This window comes from Desulfosporosinus sp. HMP52, from assembly GCF_000765145.1.
Taxonomy (GTDB): Bacteria; Bacillota; Desulfitobacteriia; order Desulfitobacteriales; family Desulfitobacteriaceae; genus Desulfosporosinus.
This window is the reverse complement of record NZ_JMGA01000020.1, coordinates 55,597-73,110: the sequence shown is the minus strand read 5'-3', so window position 1 is coordinate 73,110 and position 17,514 is coordinate 55,597. Positions and strand designations below refer to the sequence as shown.

Below are 17,514 nucleotides of genomic sequence, written 5' to 3'. Positions count from 1 at the left end.
TTTTACACCTTCCGTATCCATTTTTCGAGTTGAGGATGGATATAGACAACATTTGGAGAAATAAGGATTTCAGGGAACCGTTCCAGGGTTTGACGGTTAAACGATATGGAAAAAAACAACTTAATCGATGATTTCTCATCCGTTGCTCTCAATTCTACTTTGTCTGGATAAAGATAATAAGAATAGTTTCCATCTCTCCAAGAAACTTCTAACTCTCCGATTTTAGTGGATATTATTCCGAATTCCTCGACTTTGACATAGGCAACACTGGCAAAGGATTGTTTTAGCCGCTCAGCTTCTATAGCAACCTGTCCTACCTTAAATTGGGACTCTAGAAGTTGCTCAACAACAAGTCGAGCTGGAATCGATATATCTTCAAAGATCCGCCTCTCACTGCTTATCTCAACAAGGAGTTGTTCAAATTTTTGGACATGAATCGAACGAACCTGATGAGCCTTCTTTAAGGCCTTTTCAAAGGTGTGATACACATCTTCTAAGCATTCCAGAAGTATCAAATCTTCTTCACGCATGTTGATTACCCCCCTGTCTCCTCTTTGCAACTATCCATTACTATTCTAACTGAATTTGCTTGATTAATAAAGCTAGTTTTATAAGAATATGGAAACAGGCTTGTTTTTTACCTCTTATTGCGCAGACGTTTGGATACTTGCTGAACTCTATACTCTATCCAATCCGTTTCACTCTCTGTATCACGCCCCCTTTTCAAAGCTTTCCAATAGCATTCCAAAGCAGCACGGAAGTTATAACGTTTCTCATAAAACTCAGCCAAATATATCAAGGCTGTCAAGGTAAATTCTCCATGCAATTTATTCTTGTCATCTTTTTTACTTTGGAAGACTGGAAGACCTTCTTTTTGCTCTTGCATTTCTTTTATAAGAGCTAATGATTCATGAACTTCGTTAATACGTTGTTCATCCTGGAACAATTCAAAAAGATTTAGAGCTTTTAAATAGTACAACTCGGATCTTGAAAAATCCATCAAAAGAAAAAGCAGGTTTCCTAGACTTTGATAACGCAAAGCCAGATCTATATTTTGTTCTGGATAAAAGAGAACCGATAGTTCTAAATAATAACGAGCTTCTTTAAAATTATCCAAATTCTGTTCGATTTTACTCAAGAAAAAGCACGCTTCACTAAAAACCTCTTTAGAATCATACTTTAAACTTAGGGCGACTGCCCTATGTTGACTTTCAAAAGCCAATAATGTTTTGTTTTGGTCAAAATATAATAAAGCTAAATACTGAAGTGTCGTTGCTAATGCGACCATATCGTCTATTTGAGTGAAAAGTTGACAGGCATGCTTCAAGTATCTTAAAGCTTCATTTTTCTGGCCCAGACGAAAACACAATTCACCGGAAAGAACATTTAATTCAGCTTCCCCTTTAGGGAATCCATGTATACGGCAGAGGTTGAGGGCTTGAGTATACGATTGCTTTGCTTGAGCCCAATCTTCAAGGGTTGTGTAGACTTGCCCTAGGTCAGCAAAAAGCATCCCAAGCCTTAGCTGAGGAGATGATTTTGGGTAAACGGCAATTGCCTGTTCATACTCGTTAACAGCTTCCTTAAGCCTCTTCTTTCTGACGGATATACTTGCTAAACCCGCCCAGGCTTCAGCCATTCCTTTGTCGTTCTCAATCTCTTGACAAATTCGTAGAGCTTCTTTAAAGCCCGCTTCGGCAAATTCGTAATCTCCCAGCCGCACTCTTACCGTTGCCAGAAGTCTTAGAGTAAATGCCACAATTTCCGGAACGGATAACTCGTACGCTTTTAGTAAGCCCTGAATATAGTATTTCTCCGCTTTTAGATACTGCTCATCTCCCAGAAACTGAGTTCCATCTTCCATAAGATTTCGCCAGATATATAAATCTCCGTCGTGCATATTTATCCCCTCCGTGTCTGCTCCATCATATGCACGAGTTGATTTATTGGGCATATTATAAAGATATAAGTTTCAAATAAAGCACTGCTGATTTTCTGTACATAACGTTTTAACTTGCCCCTGCTACAGGGTAGTGAGATATTTTGCTTACTTACTAACGTTTAAAGACATTATTTGATGTCTCAAATTGAACATGTGCTTTATAAAGTAGTTCTGATCGAACTAACTTGCAATCTAGACATAAAAGTCGAAATATGATAATCTTAAGCTCAGAAGGGAGTGTTTGGCTTGAATGCTTATCGTCCTACACAGTCTTCAAATTATTGGCTATTTGCACTTAAAATCCTTATTCTTGTTCTCGGACTATATCTTTCTGCCCTAATCCTAAGTAAGGTCTTTTCCTTGGTATTTGCTGTTACTTTTTTCTTAATTCGAATACTCGTCTTTATTGCCGTGACTTTTATTGTCTTACATTTTTTCCTAAAGCTGTTGTTCAAAGTAGATTTAATTCAGACAAGCAAAGGATTTATCCATCGTTAAGGTAAACAAAAATTTTAAAAACAACATATTAAAAACGCCTTTTTTAGGCGTTTTTTTGTTTAGTCTTACATCATCCGGCTATTGTGTGAATATCCTTTAGTCGAAGGAGGAGTGCCAAAATGCGGATAATTATTTTCAAACGTCCCTCATGGCGAAATCTAGCTTTATGGGGAATCCTTTTATTCGTCATGCTTGCTTATCGTGAAAATGTCACTTCAGTTTTCTCTGGAAAATTAAAGCCTATCTACTCTGTGAACATTGACAGTAAAGCTATTGGTCTGACCTTCGATATTAGTTGGGGGGAAAAGACAGCAGAACCCATCCTAGATATTCTTAAGCAAGAAGACATTCGAGCTACGTTTTTTTTATCGAGTCCCTGGGCCGACAAACATCAGGAGTTAGTGCGCAGAATGGTGGCAGAGGGGCACGAGATCGGTTCCCACGGAAACCGTCACATTGATCTTAATACACTGGCCTCGGAAGAAATTGAAAAAGAAATTATTACAGCCCAGCAAGTTCTCGAACCGTTAACCAATCAAAAAATCAGACTACTTCGTCCCCCCAACGGTGCCTATAATAACAAAGTAATTGCCGCAGCCGATAAATTAGGTTATCGGGTGATCCAATGGAGTGTTGATTCTCTAGACTGGAAACGTCCTGGTCCAAGTGCTGTTATTAACAATGTACTTAATGGTTCCCGGGCGGGAAGCGGAGCTAAGGCAGGAGATATAATCTTATTTCACGCTTCTGATTCTGCTCCGGATACCGTCGAAGCCCTGCCCACCGTCATTAAAAGCCTTAGACTTCAAGGAAATGCGTTAATTCCTGTAGGACAATTGCTATCAAAAGCAAGCAGCACCTGGCCTCCCGAGAGCAATCTAAAAGAAGACCCTCTCACAGCCAGATAACTACCATTTTTCGTTCATTTCGGCCACCACTTTCTGAAGACTTCTATCTGCTTTCAGACGCTCAACAATCTGATTCAGACTTTTTTGTGCATCAACTCCCAATTCACCCTCTAACCCTTCTTTTTGAGCTTGATCAAGTAATTTCTTTCCTTCGTCTAAGTCCCCTTCTGTCACTGCTTTAATTCCATTCACATACTTAATTAAGGCATCCCCTTGATGGAACCCTTCTATAGTAGAAAGGCTTTTAGACAGACTTATAGTATCGCCTTCACGAACTGCTAAGATAGCCTTTTTAGTCTCATACAACAAATTAGTCGGACGCCATGTTTGAGCATCAATCATCCGGCTAAGTTCTATAGCTCTTGCCCATTGCCCATCAGCAACAGCCTCATCAAAGGCTAGTGAGAGAACTGCAGGGTTGTTGGGATTTAGTTGTTGGGCAGTTTGAAGCTCAGCCTGGGCAGTCTGACGGTCTCCCCTAATCAAAGCTGCTTGAGCCATGATTAGATGCCTTAGGGTCTGTTCATCAATTGATAGCTCTTTCCATTCTAGATTGCTCCCAGAGAGTAATTCTTGAGACTCCTCTGGCTTGCCGTTAGAGATTGACATTAATGCTTTAGCCAATTGTTTAAGATTACCTTCACTCATTTTGTCCAAAACATCTTGCGCAGTCAGTCTGTCCTTTGGCAAATAATATAGGTATAACCAAAAATGATGCTTTTCATCTTGGTATGAGGCTAACTCTGTTACATCTAGGCTTGCACTACCTGTATTAAGAGCAACCCAAAGTTTTGTTTCTTTAACGTAAGGCAGCTTATTTAACCATCCTTTATTCTCAATCCACTGTAAATCTTCTTGTACTATAGAAACATCGTATACACTTCTTGCCTGCTTCATATGTTTAATTCGCCAAATTGACGGCCCGAAAATAAATATTAAGAAAATAACCAAAAAAAACAAAATTGAAATCTTCCATGGATTTCTCGAACCACGTTTACGCCGCGCAAACAATTCAATCCCTCGTTTCAAGCTAGCTTTATAACTCTAAAGAAGTTCTTCTTTTGCAACAATCAATGAGATCTTGAACCAAAGAATCTTCTTAATGTCCTTTCCATGATGAAAAGCCTTCTCCAACCACTTCTGGCACTTCAGAAATCGCAACAAAGGCTTGAGGGTCAAAATTACGTACGATTTCTTTAATCTGAGAAAGTTCTGACCGATTAATAACACAATAAACAACTTGCTTTGCTTCACCCGAGAAAGCACCAGTCGCTTGGAAAAGCGTAACCCCTCTCTCAAGTTTGGCTATAATCTCTTCGGCAATTCTTTGAGGTTGGGATGTTACCACCAGAACTGACTTAGATACACTTAACCCCTCCTGAACAAGATCCACAACTCGGGTAGCGATAAACATATAAATCATAGCATACATTGCTACCTCGGGCCCAAATAAAAGGGCAGCACATAAAAATATTATTGCATCAATTCCAAGCAATATTTGACCAACACTAAATGCAGTCGTTCTTGCAAGCAGTACCGCTAAAATATCAGTGCCGCCAAGTGATCCTCTAGATCGAAAAATTATCCCCATCCCTATCCCTGTGAGAACCCCTCCGGAAATTGAAGCCAGAAGAGTATCATGAGTTAGAGCTGGCAGATGCGCAGTCAGTGATAAGGTTGCCGACAGTACTGTAACACCGACTATACTGAATACTAGAAAATCTCTGCCCACCATTCGAAGTCCTAGAAAGAATAGGGGCAGATTTAAAAAGAGAACAGCCCAACTTACCGGCCAATTAAACAAGTAATGCAAAAGTATTGCTATACCTGTAACTCCGCCATCAGCGATTTCATTAGGTATAATTAATGTGTTAATACTCACACTTACTACAGTTGAACCGATTATAATTCCAAAAAAGTGCTTAAACAACTGCCAAGTGAAGTAATCTTGAATCCGTCTTATCAATAGAAACCTCCATTTCTGCACAATTGTGCTTAACATTTTAAACTTAAATTATACAGTAGAGCCTTTTAAGAGACAAATCATATGTTTACAGATACAACTTCGATCTAGTATACCTCAATCTAGTATATAGCAACAAATATTGACCCGCTCATTGTATTCGCTAATTTTTAACTTGACAAACTACATATAATTGGATAAAGTATTGAAGTGCCTCAATTAGCGCTCGTAGCTCAGTGGATAGAGTGACGGTTTCCGAAGCCGGAGGTCGCAGGTTCAAATCCCGCCGGGCGCACCATGAGAAATACGCCACAACCATTGTTGTGGCTTTATAATTTTATTTAAGAATTAATTATTGATGGTTGGTAACAGAGTTGCCAACCTTTTTCTTTTCATCAGTATGCAAGTGGCAAGCTACAAAATGCTTATTACCTATATCGATTAACTCTGGATCCATTACTTTACAAATATCTTGCATTTCCGGGCAACGGGTATGAAAACGACATCCTGAAGGAGGATTAACCGAACTTGGAGCATCTCCCTTTAGGATTATTCGACCCTTTTTCTGATTAGGATATGGAAGGGGAATTGCAGATAATAAGGCAATAGTATAAGGATGTCGAGGATGCAGATATAATTCTTCTGAGCTTGTAAGTTCTACTAATTTCCCCAAATACATAACTGCTACGCGATTACTTAAGTGTTTAACCATAGCCAAATCATGGGCAATGAAGAGATAGGTTAAATTAAACTCTGCTTGCAAATCCTCCAGCAGGTTAATTATTTGAGCTTGAAGTGACACATCTAAAGCAGAAATCGGTTCATCACAAATGATTAACTTGGGATTGACAGCCAACGCCCGGGCAATCCCCAGCCGTTGACGTTGTCCTCCTGAAAATTCATGAGGATAGCGTTCTCCATGATTAGGGCTCAGTCCTACGATATTTAGAAGCTTAGAAACACGTTTTTCCCGCTCAACTCGGTTTAGAACTTCGTGGATTAAAATAGGTTCGCCGATAATATCTCGTACCTTCATTCGAGGATTTAACGAGGCCAAAGGGTCTTGGAAAATCATTTGCATTTGACTGCGGATTTTGCGCATTTCTTCGCGAGATAGCTCAGTAAGAGACTGTCCTTGGAAAATCACCTTACCCTGAGTAGGTTCAAGTAATCTCAGAATAGTCCGCCCAAGGGTTGATTTTCCACACCCGCTTTCTCCAACCATACCCAGGGTCTCCCCAGGATAAATCTCGAAGGAAACTCCGTCAACTGCTTTAACATCACCAACGTGCCTTTGAATAACCAGTCCCTTTTTAACTGGAAAGTATTTCTTCAGATTTTCAACTTTCAGAAGTGTCTCCGTTGCCTTATTAGTCCCAATCATATTTTTACCCTTTCGTATAAAAAGCAACTTACAAAATGACCAGGCTCGATTTCAGACAAGGTAGGCTTCTCTCGCTCACAAACGGGCATTTTTCGCCGGCATCTCTGAGCAAAATTACACCCTTGAGGCAAACGATATGGATCAGGGGGATGACCTTCTATAGGATCCAACCGTTGTTTTCGCAGCTCAAGTTTAGGGGATGATTCCAACATTCCAGAAGTATAAGGATGCATAGGCTTAGCAAACAAAGTATTGACATCTGTATATTCAACCGTATTCCCGGCATACATAACTAATACTTTTTGACATAATTCTGCAATCACACCTAAGTTGTGGGTAATTAGCATAATAGCAGTGCCCAAATCTTGCTGTAGCTTGTTCATTAAATCCAAAATTTGAGCCTGAATCGTAACATCAAGGGCTGTTGTTGGCTCGTCAGCTATAAGAAGCTTAGGGTTACAAGATAACGCCATGGCAATCATAACTCGTTGGCACATGCCTCCACTAAATTGATGCGGATAATTATTAACCTGACCTTTCGCCTCAGGAATACCCACCTTTTCCAGCATCTCAATGGCCCTTGTCTTAGCCATAGAGCGACTCACTTTCTGATGAAGAACTATGGTCTCAATCATCTGCTCCCCAACCGTAAGCACAGGATTTAAGGATGTCATAGGGTCCTGGAAGATCATCGCTATCTCATTGCCCCGGATTTTCATCATTTCTTTTTCGGTCAATTTGAGCAGGTCTTTCCCATAAAAAAGCACTTCTCCACCCTCTATTCTTCCTGGCGGGTGGGGGATTAACCGCATCATAGACATGGCGGTAATACTTTTTCCTGAACCCGATTCTCCGACTATCCCTAGGGTTTCCCCTATTCCAATCTCTAGGTTAACACCATCAACAGCCTTAACTACTCCAACATCGGTATAGAAGTAAGTTCTAAGATCTTTGACATGAATTAACAAGTCTCGACCCATTACTTTCTCCTCCTTGCTTATAACGGGGATCTAACCTATCACGCATGCCATTTCCCAATAAATTATAACCTATTACCGAGAATAAAAGGGCTGCACCCGGCCAAAAAATAAGCCAAGGTGCATTAAAAATAAAGTCTTTGCCTTCGGATAGCATTACTCCCCAGCTCGGAGTAGGTGGTTGTACACCCAAGCCTAAGAAACTTAATCCAGCTTCAGCTAAAATAACCCCCGGGATATTCATTGTCGTATAGACAATCAGTGGAGATAATATATTTGGGAAGACATGATGTACTATGATTCGCCCATCCTTTGCACCAATTGAACGAGCAGCTTCAACATATGAGCTAACCTTAACTAAGATAACTTGTCCTCGAACAAGTCGGGCATAATTTGTCCATCCTGCTATACCTAATACAAAAAATACTGAGATCATGCTTGGTTCAAAGAAAGTCATTATAATAATTGCCATCAGAAAATATGGAAATGCCGAAAAAATATCTGTTAATCTCATGATTAAGGAATCAACCCATCCTCCATAATATCCTGAAACAGAGCCGACGATTAACCCAATAAGCAAAGAAATACTTGTTGCAGTAACCCCAATTATTAACGAAGCTCTAGCTCCATAAATAATTCTGCTCAAGATGTCTCTCCCTAGCAAATCTGTTCCCATGAAATGTTTGAAATTGGGCCCTTGCAAAGAATCTTTCAAGACAACTTGCAGAGGATCGTAGGGTGCAATAGTCTCAGCAAGAATAGCAACGAGGGTCATCAAAGCAACAATGTAAAGTCCAAATTGCGACCCCTTTGATAATTTCAAGTTTGCCAGCTCCTCCAAAAGGATTAATCATATCTTATGCGCGGGTCTAAAACTGCATATAAAATATCTGCAAGCAGGTTTACCAATACGAATACAAGGGCTAAAAAGAGAGTAACACCTTGTACAACTGGATAATCTCGTCGGGAGACTGCATTAATAAGCATAGTTCCAATCCCAGGGAGAGAAAAAATCATCTCTGTTAAAACAGTTCCTCCCATCAGGCTTGCAAAGTCCATACCTGCATGGGTTGTAACGGGGATAAGTGCATTTTTTAATCCGTGCTTTAAAACTACCACAGGCTTAGAAAGTCCTTTGGCACGAGCTGTTCGAATATAATCCTGTCCCAAGACATCCAACATACCGGAACGAGTTAATCCTGCATATATTGCCATCGAGGCAAATCCCAAGGTAAACCCGGGAAGAATATAGTATTGTAGTTGAAATCCCTCACCACCGGAGCCACTAACCGGCAATATACGAAGTATAACTCCAAATATCAGTTGAAGTATCATTCCTAACCAAAAGCTTGGTACGGATATACCTAGCAGAGTAAAACCCGTAGTAAAAGTATCCCAAGGACTGCCCTGCTTAACTGCAGACAATACACCAATAAGCACACCTGCTGTAATTGCGAAGGTCATTGCTACTAATGTCAGATTAAAGGTAATAGGAATTTTGTCTAGGAGCATCGTAGTTACTTCTTGGTGCTGAATATAGGACCGGCCAAGATCCCCGTGAAGGATATTCCAGACATATTGTAGATAACGACTAAAAAAAGGTAGATCTAATCCTAATTCCTGGCGAACATTGTTCATAATCTGAGGAGAAGCGTGTTGGCCCAGCATTAAGGTTACTGGATCCCCCGGTACAAGTGACAACATCAAAAAGGTCAGCATTGATATCCCTAAACCAACAGGGACGCATTGAAGAATACGCCAAATGATAAAACGTATCATAAACTTACCTTCTTCCTAGTAGTCTATGATAGCCACACACTACGCATATCTTTTTGATCAAGAGCATTAATCTTTAAATTATGAACCTTATCTCCATATATACGGAGATAGTTTGTACTAAACGTCCAAATTGCTGGTTGATCTTCTACAATTAACTCTTGTATCTTTTTATAGATCTCCATTCGCTTTGTTATGTCAGTTTCCTCTAAGCCCTGTGTCAGCAACCCCTCAACCTCCGGATTAGAATAAAAAGTAACATTGTTCATTCCCCACTGAGACTTGGAATAAAGCATTCGCAGGAGATTGTCTGGATCGGGATAATCCGCAACACAGGCCACCCGGAACATTTGAAGTTCACCGGACTGCATAGCATTTATGTAGGAACCCCATTCCATATTCTTTAAATGAATTTGAATCCCCACCTCTTTAAGCTGGGCTTGAAAGGCTTCCGCAACTCTCTGGTTTTCTTGCGTGTAGTTATAAGCGTATTGAATGGGCCCGAGTCCCTGACCATCAGGGTACCCTGCTAAAGCTAAGTACTCTTTAGCTTTTTTCTTATCAAAGGTTGGTGCTTTAAGGTCAATATTATAACCTGGCATTGTATCAGGTAATGGACCATTTGACACCGTAGAACTACCCTCTAATACAGTATCGGCGATGCTCTGGATATCAAGAGCGCAAGCAATGGCTTTACGGATATTTATATTATCCTTAAAAGGATCCTTAGTCAGGTTAAATCCAATATACTGAGTTGTTAGTGTAGTTGTTTCTAGAATTTGATCCGGGATTTCTTTAAGAATAGATTGTCTTTGACCCGGAGGTACCATATCAACATAATCCAAATTTCCTGCACGGAACTCATTAAAGGCTGTAGACTCATCTTTAAAGATTTTATAAATGATTTTATCCACATGGGCCTTAGTTCCATAGTAATCAGGAAATTTTTCTAAGATTATGTCTTGATCAGCATTCCACTTAACAAACTTAAAGGCCCCTGTTCCAATTAATGTCTCGGGCCTTGCCGCCGGCGTGCCGAAATCTTTCCCAGCTTTTTTCGCAGCCTCGAGCTTATAAATACTTACCGCAGGGTGCCCTAAAGAGGTCAGAAAAACCGCATTTTTTTCTTTCAAGGTCACTTCCAGGGTATAATCATCAGTGGTTTTTAATCCAGAAATTGTTTCAAGTTCTCCACTGTTCACTTGAGCGAACCCAACAATAGGTTCAAGTAGGAAGGCTAAAGGGGATAGTGTATCTTTAGCGGCTAAACGATTCCAGACATCTATTATATCCTGGGCTTTCAAAATCGTTCCGTCATGAAACTTTACATCTTTCCTAATATGAAACGTGATAACTTTCTTGTCTTCTGAATAATCCCAGCTTTCAGCAATTGCAGGTTTTATCTCTAGGGTATTTGGGTCATATCTTATCAATCCATCATTGAGTTCTTTGCAAATTTCAATACCATTAATTTCTTCTAAAAAAGCTGGTTCAAGAGCAGAGGGACTTGAAATCATTCCGAAACGGAAAACCCCACCATCTACAGGGGTTAATCTGGTCATTTTTTCTTGCTTTTTTAAGGCAGTATTTAATCCACAACCAGATAAGATTATAGTTCCTATCAATAAAACAGCGATAGTTATCACCCATTTTTTCTTACCCTCAAACATCCTCTTCCCTCCTCCGTTATGAATAATACTCAATTTTTGATAACTTTGGTTACAATTCTATAAATATCCTTATGTATATCCTCCCTACTTCGCAGCTTTCCGTTGTCTACACAATTGACCTTTTCCCATCCGTATGATTCTCTTAACTGTGAGGCATTGTTGTAGGAGTGAACTAAATAGTCATGATTCCTTTCATGGATATCCTTTTCACCATTATCAGTTTCCATGGCCCTGCTGTTGATAAGTATTTGACTTACTTTTGGAGGCATATCCAGGAAGATAACGCAGTCTGGGATTGGGAGCTTAAACTTTACAAACTCCAAATCCCATAACCAGTCGAGAAACAACTTCCGCTCAATTGGGTCTGTTATTTTGGCCGCTTGATGAACCATGTTTGAAGTGGTGTATCGATCTGCTAATATAATACCTCCATCCTGATAGAACTGTCCCCATGCTTTTTTATAAGATGCAAATCTGTCTGCAGCATAGAAACTTGACGCTGCGTAGGCATTAACATCGTTAGGGTCATTACCAAATTCCCCATTTAAATACATTTTGATTAAAGCAGAAGAATCACTGCCGTAATCAGGAAATGTCACCTGTCTAACTTTATAATTATCAGAAGATAGTTTATCAAACAGCAATTTAGTTTGAGTTGCCTTACCGCTTCCATCCCCTGCTTCAATTACAATTAGTTTACCATTCAAGAAATACCGACTCCTTTGTTGGCTATTTTTAAATTTGGAATTATTAGCGATTAACGTGGCTTTATGGTAATTAGTCTATCAATAAAAACACTTTTCAACAACACTTTTAATGTTGAAAGTTGATATTTCACACTATAAATCAAAAAGCAGTATTTCCTATCTAATTTGTGGTACCCTGTATTAATAATTAATTCTAGTATAAAAAATATTATTAGCGCCAAAAATGGCGGAATGAAAAACCAGCTCAAAACTCAAAGTGTGTTTTAAGCTGGTTTTATATCATTAGACATTTTCAATCATATATTAAGTAACTTTTCGGCTTCAAAACCTTATTAGGCTATGTTCTTGATCTATTTATGAAACCTTACTCATAACACGTAATTTATCCGCAAGTAAGGCGATAAATTCGGAATTAGTCGGTTTCTGCCGTTCAATATTCATAGAATACCCGAAAATTCTTTTTAAAGTATCTGTATGCCCTCGTTCCCAAGCCAGCTCAATAGCGTGTCGAATCCCACGTTCTACCCGGCTCGGAGCAGTGTCGAATTTCTTGGCGATACTTGGATATAGCTCTTTGGTTACGGCACCTAGTAGAGAAACATCTTCAACTACCATTAAAATAGCATCTCTAATATACTGATACCCTTTCACATGTGCCGGAATCCCAATTTGGTGCATCATTGTCGTAACTTCAACATGTAAATTCAAACCGCTTCCGACATTTGTTACAACTGGAGCAACTGAACTATTCTGAGCTGGTTGAGAAGATGGGATATCCTGAGTCAATGAGCGAATGCGTTTACTCAGAATATCTAAATCAAAGGGTTTAAGTATAAAATAGTCGACTCCCAGCATCATTGCTTGATGAGTTAAGGATTCTTGTCCAAAGGCTGTGAGCATTATAATTTTAGGACGATTTAAAGTTGTTCGTGAGTTAATTCTTTCTAATACGCCTAAACCATCCAAATTAGGCATTACTAAATCAAGAATAATCAAGTCTGGTTCTTGATTCTGAATGAGTTCCCAAGCTTCTAACCCATTATTTGCAACTCCAACAACGATTAAGTCTTCTTGGCCTTGGAGATAGTTTTGTAGCATTTGACATAAATTCCGATTATCATCCGCGACAATTATTTTTATTTTCTTACTCATTATACAATTCATCCCGCCTTAATTGTATTCCGGTTCAATTATAGTATTGATTAGCATTTGCATCTTTCCGGTGCTCTTATTATACGCTAAGGCAGATGTCGAAATCGCAAATAATAAGGCAACAGGCCTATCCTGTTAAAAATGCTGTGATTCCTTCACACAATGGGGTTATATGGATATTTATGGAATTTATATTTATCGCAAAATAGTCCAATATTTTTCATTTAGAATTATACTCCCTATATAATTAGCGAATTAATGTGAACACAATCGAGATTTATCTAACTTATGACCTGAGTGCATAAAGATTCTAACATGAAACGGTGAATTATAGTGAAAACTTTCAAAATAAGCCCCTTTGATGTTAAGTTTATTGTCATTATGGACATACTATTCTCGAATGATCTTAAAAGGAGGAAATATTATGATAGCTGCAGTCGATAAAGACGCATGTATTGGATGTGGAGCTTGCCCCGAATTTTGTCCTGAGGTCTTTAAAATGGAAGATGACGGATTAGCTGTAGCGTATACAAATCCAGTACCTAGTGAAGTTGAGGGCGCTGCTAAAGATGCAGCTGACGGCTGTCCAACAGATGCGATCCATGTCAATTAGGGAAAATTGATTAGGTTAGTAAGAAACAGTAAAAGCGGATGATTTCATCCGCTTTTACTGTTTCTTACTCTTATTGTTTTGCCTGCTCAGCAAATTCCCGTAGTCCTTCAATACCAACACGGTCAATTAAGCGCCCAATTCTTTCCTGGGGTTTTGCATTTTCTTTATAGTATGAAATGACAGCATCCATGATTGGTAATATTTCTTCCTTTTTTAAGTTTTCTAAAAGAATATTCCCCTGTCGTGGCTTAACTCCACCATTTCCTCCTACGTACAAGTGGTATCCTTTACTAGTACCCATTAATCCCAGATCTACTGAAGCGGAATCAGTGCATTTATTGGGGCAGCCTGCAACACCAATTTTAAATTTAGATGGCAATTGCATACCATGATAGCGTTTGTCTATCTCCATACCCAAAGCCAAAGTTTCTTGCAGACCTCGTTTACAGAAGGTATCACCAGGGCATACCTTAACACTTCGCACGCATAATCCCACTGCATGACCCGGATCCATTCCTAGCTCGTCCCATATCTTAGGAACATCTTCCGGCTTTAATCCAACAATAGCAATACGTTGAGCTGAAGTCACCTTAATTGCCTGAGCATTGTATTTTTCCGAAACATCTGCAATCTTTCTCAAGATTTCCGGAGTCACGACACCTGCCGGTATATGAGGTGCAATTGAATAAGTTTTCTTATCCATCTGCAATATTCCTCCGGGTGGTTGGGCTTTGGCCGCAGCCTCTGCAGACATTTCCCCCTGTTCCACAGAATTAACCTTTTTCAGCAGAACATTTGGGTCAATATTATGCATCTGGGCAGCATTAGCTAATGTTTCATTAACCGAAAACGCGCACCCCAAACAGTGTAATCCCAATTCTTGCATAGCTTCCGCTGTCTTGGGATTCGAAGACATGATATCTTTTAATTTCATATCAAGTGTAAATCGCATTTACTCATCTCCTAACCATGAATGAGCATTGGCAAACAACGCGTACACACATGTTTCTCTTCACCTTGATGAACATATGTCATCACTGGGGTTAATTCACTTGTTGTTCCACAGTTAGCACATTCTAACTCAGGAGCTTCTTTTTTTACCTCTGCCATATTAAAACGACCTCCTTTTATGGTTATATCTTATCAGGAAGAAAACCTTTTAAGTGTGATCTAAAACACGATTCAGAGTGTCTTTGAGCACGCTCTAAGTAAACTATTATCAACCTCAGTTTAAACCAATAGAAGATAAACTATTCAGAAGCTCAAAATTCTTTATCAAAAGAAAAAAACCACGGTTTTACCCTTCTGGTATACCGTGGTTTAGCTCTCTATAGTTCATCTAGTAGACAGATACAAAACCAATCCAATAGTTAAGTAGATAAAACCCACGTACAAGCGCATTGGTGCTTTTCTTTTGCTTGAACTCTTAGAACTGTAAGGTCTATACTGACCTTCCATGATCTTCCCCTCCAATATACGAGAGGTCGTTAATACGCTTAATCCCTTGAATTTTCCAACCCTTTTCGGTTTTCACCAAATTCATAGAAAAGACAAATTGTTGAACTTTTTCTACAGTTGACGTCCATGAAACCCGTACAACGATCCCTTGTGAATCATTGGCCTCTGAATTCAAAAACTCAACCTTTTGTAAAGATAGTAGCGGATCTTTGTTTACAAGAGATTCCCAGGTCTTGAATTCTTTTTCATCCATAGAGCCTTTGGGTAGATCTAACAGTTCACGAGCTAAATCAGTTTGCCTTAGGTCCATAAACTTCCAAAATTGTTGAATGGTTTCCCTCGATGAATCACCGTATTGCGGATCTGCCAGAGTCGATATCACTGCTTGAGGAGTCTTTAAGACAACGATTGTCATTAGACAAAACAGCGATATCCCAAGTAACCAAACATATCGACTTTTTCGCATAAAATCCCTCCTTGCTTGTCTCTACTATATATTCTAAGAGGGAAATGCTACTTTAAGACCACATTAGCCAAAAACTTTTCTTAATACATTAAGCACAAACTCCGGTAAACGGACATAATAAATACGCATATCTCTGTCCTCCTTTACACGCCTTTGATATCCAACGCTCAGTGGTAATGTATGCAGACAAAGCAAATATTGATATCCTAAACTGATTGGTAATTCTTGACAGCTTCTTCAAGCTGTGCAACGAGCAAACGCTCTTCTTCTGTATTTGCTGTGAAATACAGTCGTCCAATTATTCCAGTAATCACCTTTAGGACATCTTCTAGTACTAACTTTTCCTTCATAGCTAATTGCGCGCTGGTCTCAATCAAGGCAATTCCAAACTGATGTCCTACTCCTTCTTTAATCATGCGTGTACAGCTTTTCCCTAACAGCCTCATAACTAAAGATGCTTCCTGAACATCTAACTGACGTACCGCATCAATGGTTGTTGTTAGTCCTTGAACCATACGTAAACCTACGCTATTCCAGCTTATTTGTTGATTATCCATAATATGCCCCCCCTAAAGCAATTCTGTTCCCGTGCCATACTATATGCCTTTGCTCCAGTAAGGGTGATAAAAAGAAAAAGCAGATAAGGTAATTTCCTTATCCGCTCTCTCTTGTTACTTTTATTAATTTTAATAGATCCTACCAAAGAAATGGTGAGCTAGGAGATCCAAAACCAACGTGGGAAGTCGCACATGAAATGTGCCTTCTTCACAGTTACGTCTTCACCGTCTCAAGACCAGGGACGCAGTGTCACACAAGCGGAAGTCTTTTACGTGAACATGAAAGCAAACTTCCGTTTAACCTAACAATCAGTCTTGCACGGTCTACCAAGACCCACACCGGAAGGCGCACATTTAAATGTGCCTTCTCCCCAGTTACGTCTTCCCCGTCCCAAGACCAGGGACGCAGTGTCACACGAGCGTGGAGTCTTTTACGTGAACAGAAAAGCAAACTTCCGTTTAACCTAACAATCAATCTCCCACGGTCTACCAAGACCCAAGCCGGAAGGTGCACATGAAATGTGCCTTCTCCCAAACAACGTTCCCCCGTCCCAAGACCAGGGACGCAGTGTCACACGAGCGCGGAGTCTTTACGTAAGCAGAAAAGCAAACTTCCGTTTAAGCGACCCCAGATACGGGGCAGTGCACACGGCCCCTTCTCGCCGTCCATGGCTACAGGGGCACTTGGCCATCCATGGCCGGCGGACGTGCACTGCCACCAGTGAGCCAAGGATGGCTCATCTGGCACGATAATCTCCGGTGGAGATTATCGCCGTAGGCGGGTTCTTCAAAACGATAACTATCGCCGAAGGATGAACCCCGCTCCCCAGAGAAAAGAGCTTAAACGGTTAGTTTGCTCTGCGTCGTAAGCACGGAGCGCTGTGTGATACAAGTCCCCGCTATTTCCCTAACTTTGCCACTTTAATCCTCGAAACCATAAGACATGCTAAAACTAACATGCTCACCAGATAAATATACCAAGGCAACATATTGCGAAAAAACATTAATAAAGCCATAAACCCACCAGCAAAGGTAATGGGGACACCTACGAAATACGTTGTAATATTAAGCATATTAAACCGAGCTAAACGAACTGCTCCACATAAAGCAAATAATGCTGCAATACCTAGCCCAATATACCTTACATAGTCCGGTTGGGGGTATAAAATTGCTTGATAAGTAAGAATAGCCGGAGCAACCCCAAAAGATACCAAATCGCTCAATGAATCCAGTTCTTTACCGAAATCAGAACTTACCGAAAGTCTGCGGGCCACCTTACCATCTAAACTATCCATTAAAACCGAAAGAACTATCATAGCAGCTGCCAGAGTATACTGCTGTTCGATAACCCAAATTAGGGCTAGAAAACCAAAAAACAGATTTGCTAAAGTAAAAATACTTGGGATCATACTGGTAGTAATTGGATTTCCCTTCATTTGAACC

General features: G+C 39.9%; 19 protein-coding genes and 1 tRNA gene. 4 read left to right on the top strand and 16 right to left on the bottom strand.

Features of this window, described 5'->3' with window-relative positions; translation table 11 throughout:
• Nucleotides 1-2: 2 nt before the first annotated feature.
• Both DP73_RS08930 and DP73_RS08925 read right to left on the bottom strand, forming a co-directional pair.
• On the bottom strand, nucleotides 3-530 hold the full coding sequence (locus DP73_RS08930) for a hypothetical protein (protein ID WP_034598944.1): 528 nt from the start codon (nucleotides 528-530) through the stop codon (nucleotides 3-5).
• 107 nt (nucleotides 531-637) lie between these two features.
• Nucleotides 638-1,900, bottom strand: a complete 1,263-nt coding sequence (locus DP73_RS08925) for a tetratricopeptide repeat protein (protein WP_034598943.1) — start codon at nucleotides 1,898-1,900, stop codon at nucleotides 638-640.
• A gap of 288 nt (nucleotides 1,901-2,188) precedes the next feature.
• Between DP73_RS08925 and DP73_RS08920 the strand changes: the two genes are divergently transcribed.
• Complete coding sequence (locus tag DP73_RS08920; RefSeq protein WP_034598941.1) at nucleotides 2,189-2,440, top strand: hypothetical protein; 252 nt, start codon at nucleotides 2,189-2,191, stop codon at nucleotides 2,438-2,440.
• Between the two features lie 119 nt (nucleotides 2,441-2,559).
• Complete coding sequence (locus DP73_RS08915; protein WP_034598939.1) at nucleotides 2,560-3,348, top strand: polysaccharide deacetylase family protein; 789 nt, start codon at nucleotides 2,560-2,562, stop codon at nucleotides 3,346-3,348.
• Here DP73_RS08915 and DP73_RS08910 read toward each other — a convergent pair whose 3' ends face one another.
• Together DP73_RS08910 and DP73_RS08905 are read right to left on the bottom strand one after the other, a co-directional pair.
• Nucleotides 3,349-4,359 (bottom strand): hypothetical protein, encoded by a 1,011-nt coding sequence (locus tag DP73_RS08910; RefSeq protein ID WP_034598937.1) that lies wholly within the window; start codon nucleotides 4,357-4,359, stop codon nucleotides 3,349-3,351. It abuts the gene before it with no gap.
• 88 nt (nucleotides 4,360-4,447) lie between these two features.
• A complete protein-coding gene (locus DP73_RS08905; RefSeq protein WP_034598934.1) occupies nucleotides 4,448-5,314 on the bottom strand; it encodes a YitT family protein in 867 nt (288 codons plus the stop codon).
• Between the two features lie 219 nt (nucleotides 5,315-5,533).
• On the opposite strand from DP73_RS08905, the gene DP73_RS08900 reads away from it, so the two are divergent.
• Nucleotides 5,534-5,609: transfer RNA gene (locus tag DP73_RS08900), tRNA-Arg, on the top strand.
• A 54-nt stretch (nucleotides 5,610-5,663) separates the two neighbouring features.
• Here DP73_RS08900 and DP73_RS08895 read toward each other — a convergent pair.
• The 7 genes from DP73_RS08895 to spo0A all read right to left on the bottom strand — a co-directional run bounded on the left by DP73_RS08895 (nucleotide 5,664) and on the right by spo0A (nucleotide 12,977).
• Nucleotides 5,664-6,695 carry a dipeptide ABC transporter ATP-binding protein gene (locus tag DP73_RS08895; protein WP_034598933.1) on the bottom strand — a complete coding sequence of 344 codons (1,032 nt, stop codon included), beginning with the start codon at nucleotides 6,693-6,695 and terminating at the stop codon, nucleotides 5,664-5,666.
• A complete protein-coding gene (locus DP73_RS08890; RefSeq protein ID WP_034598932.1) occupies nucleotides 6,692-7,675 on the bottom strand; it encodes an ABC transporter ATP-binding protein in 984 nt (327 codons plus the stop codon). The genes DP73_RS08895 and DP73_RS08890 overlap by 4 nt, the downstream gene beginning before the upstream one ends.
• The gene (locus DP73_RS08885) at nucleotides 7,638-8,495 is read right to left on the bottom strand and encodes an ABC transporter permease (RefSeq protein WP_242865728.1); all 858 of its coding nucleotides are present in this window, start codon (nucleotides 8,493-8,495) and stop codon (nucleotides 7,638-7,640) included. Before DP73_RS08885 ends, DP73_RS08890 begins: the two co-directional genes overlap by 38 nt.
• Nucleotides 8,496-8,518: 23 nt before the next feature.
• Nucleotides 8,519-9,451, bottom strand: coding sequence for an ABC transporter permease (locus DP73_RS08880; protein WP_034598930.1), 933 nt, complete (start codon nucleotides 9,449-9,451; stop codon nucleotides 8,519-8,521).
• A gap of 23 nt (nucleotides 9,452-9,474) precedes the next feature.
• Entirely contained in the window at nucleotides 9,475-11,118 is a 1,644-nt protein-coding gene (locus tag DP73_RS08875) for an ABC transporter substrate-binding protein (protein ID WP_034598929.1), read from the bottom strand.
• A gap of 29 nt (nucleotides 11,119-11,147) precedes the next feature.
• Nucleotides 11,148-11,825, bottom strand: a complete 678-nt coding sequence (locus tag DP73_RS08870) for a thymidylate kinase (RefSeq protein WP_034598928.1) — start codon at nucleotides 11,823-11,825, stop codon at nucleotides 11,148-11,150.
• Nucleotides 11,826-12,179: 354 nt separating this feature from the next.
• Complete coding sequence (spo0A, locus tag DP73_RS08865; protein WP_014903470.1) at nucleotides 12,180-12,977, bottom strand: sporulation transcription factor Spo0A; 798 nt, start codon at nucleotides 12,975-12,977, stop codon at nucleotides 12,180-12,182.
• A 424-nt stretch (nucleotides 12,978-13,401) separates the two neighbouring features.
• Between spo0A and DP73_RS08860 the strand changes: the two genes are divergently transcribed.
• Entirely contained in the window at nucleotides 13,402-13,590 is a 189-nt protein-coding gene (locus tag DP73_RS08860; protein ID WP_034598927.1) for a ferredoxin, read from the top strand.
• Nucleotides 13,591-13,660: 70 nt separating this feature from the next.
• Here the strand turns inward: DP73_RS08860 and DP73_RS08855 are convergent, their stop codons facing one another.
• The 5 genes from DP73_RS08855 to pssA all read right to left on the bottom strand — a co-directional run bounded on the left by DP73_RS08855 (nucleotide 13,661) and on the right by pssA (nucleotide 17,507).
• Nucleotides 13,661-14,542, bottom strand: coding sequence for a DUF1858 domain-containing protein (locus DP73_RS08855; RefSeq protein WP_034598926.1), 882 nt, complete (start codon nucleotides 14,540-14,542; stop codon nucleotides 13,661-13,663).
• A gap of 11 nt (nucleotides 14,543-14,553) precedes the next feature.
• Nucleotides 14,554-14,700, bottom strand: coding sequence for a hypothetical protein (locus DP73_RS23415; protein ID WP_165574397.1), 147 nt, complete (start codon nucleotides 14,698-14,700; stop codon nucleotides 14,554-14,556).
• Nucleotides 14,701-15,031: 331 nt separating this feature from the next.
• The gene (locus tag DP73_RS08850) at nucleotides 15,032-15,514 is read right to left on the bottom strand and encodes a hypothetical protein (RefSeq protein ID WP_034598925.1); all 483 of its coding nucleotides are present in this window, start codon (nucleotides 15,512-15,514) and stop codon (nucleotides 15,032-15,034) included.
• A gap of 206 nt (nucleotides 15,515-15,720) precedes the next feature.
• The gene (locus DP73_RS08845) at nucleotides 15,721-16,071 is read right to left on the bottom strand and encodes a hypothetical protein (RefSeq protein WP_014903474.1); all 351 of its coding nucleotides are present in this window, start codon (nucleotides 16,069-16,071) and stop codon (nucleotides 15,721-15,723) included.
• 899 nt (nucleotides 16,072-16,970) lie between these two features.
• A complete protein-coding gene (pssA, locus tag DP73_RS08840; protein WP_034598923.1) occupies nucleotides 16,971-17,507 on the bottom strand; it encodes a CDP-diacylglycerol--serine O-phosphatidyltransferase in 537 nt (178 codons plus the stop codon).
• Between the last annotated feature and the right edge of the window lie 7 nt (nucleotides 17,508-17,514).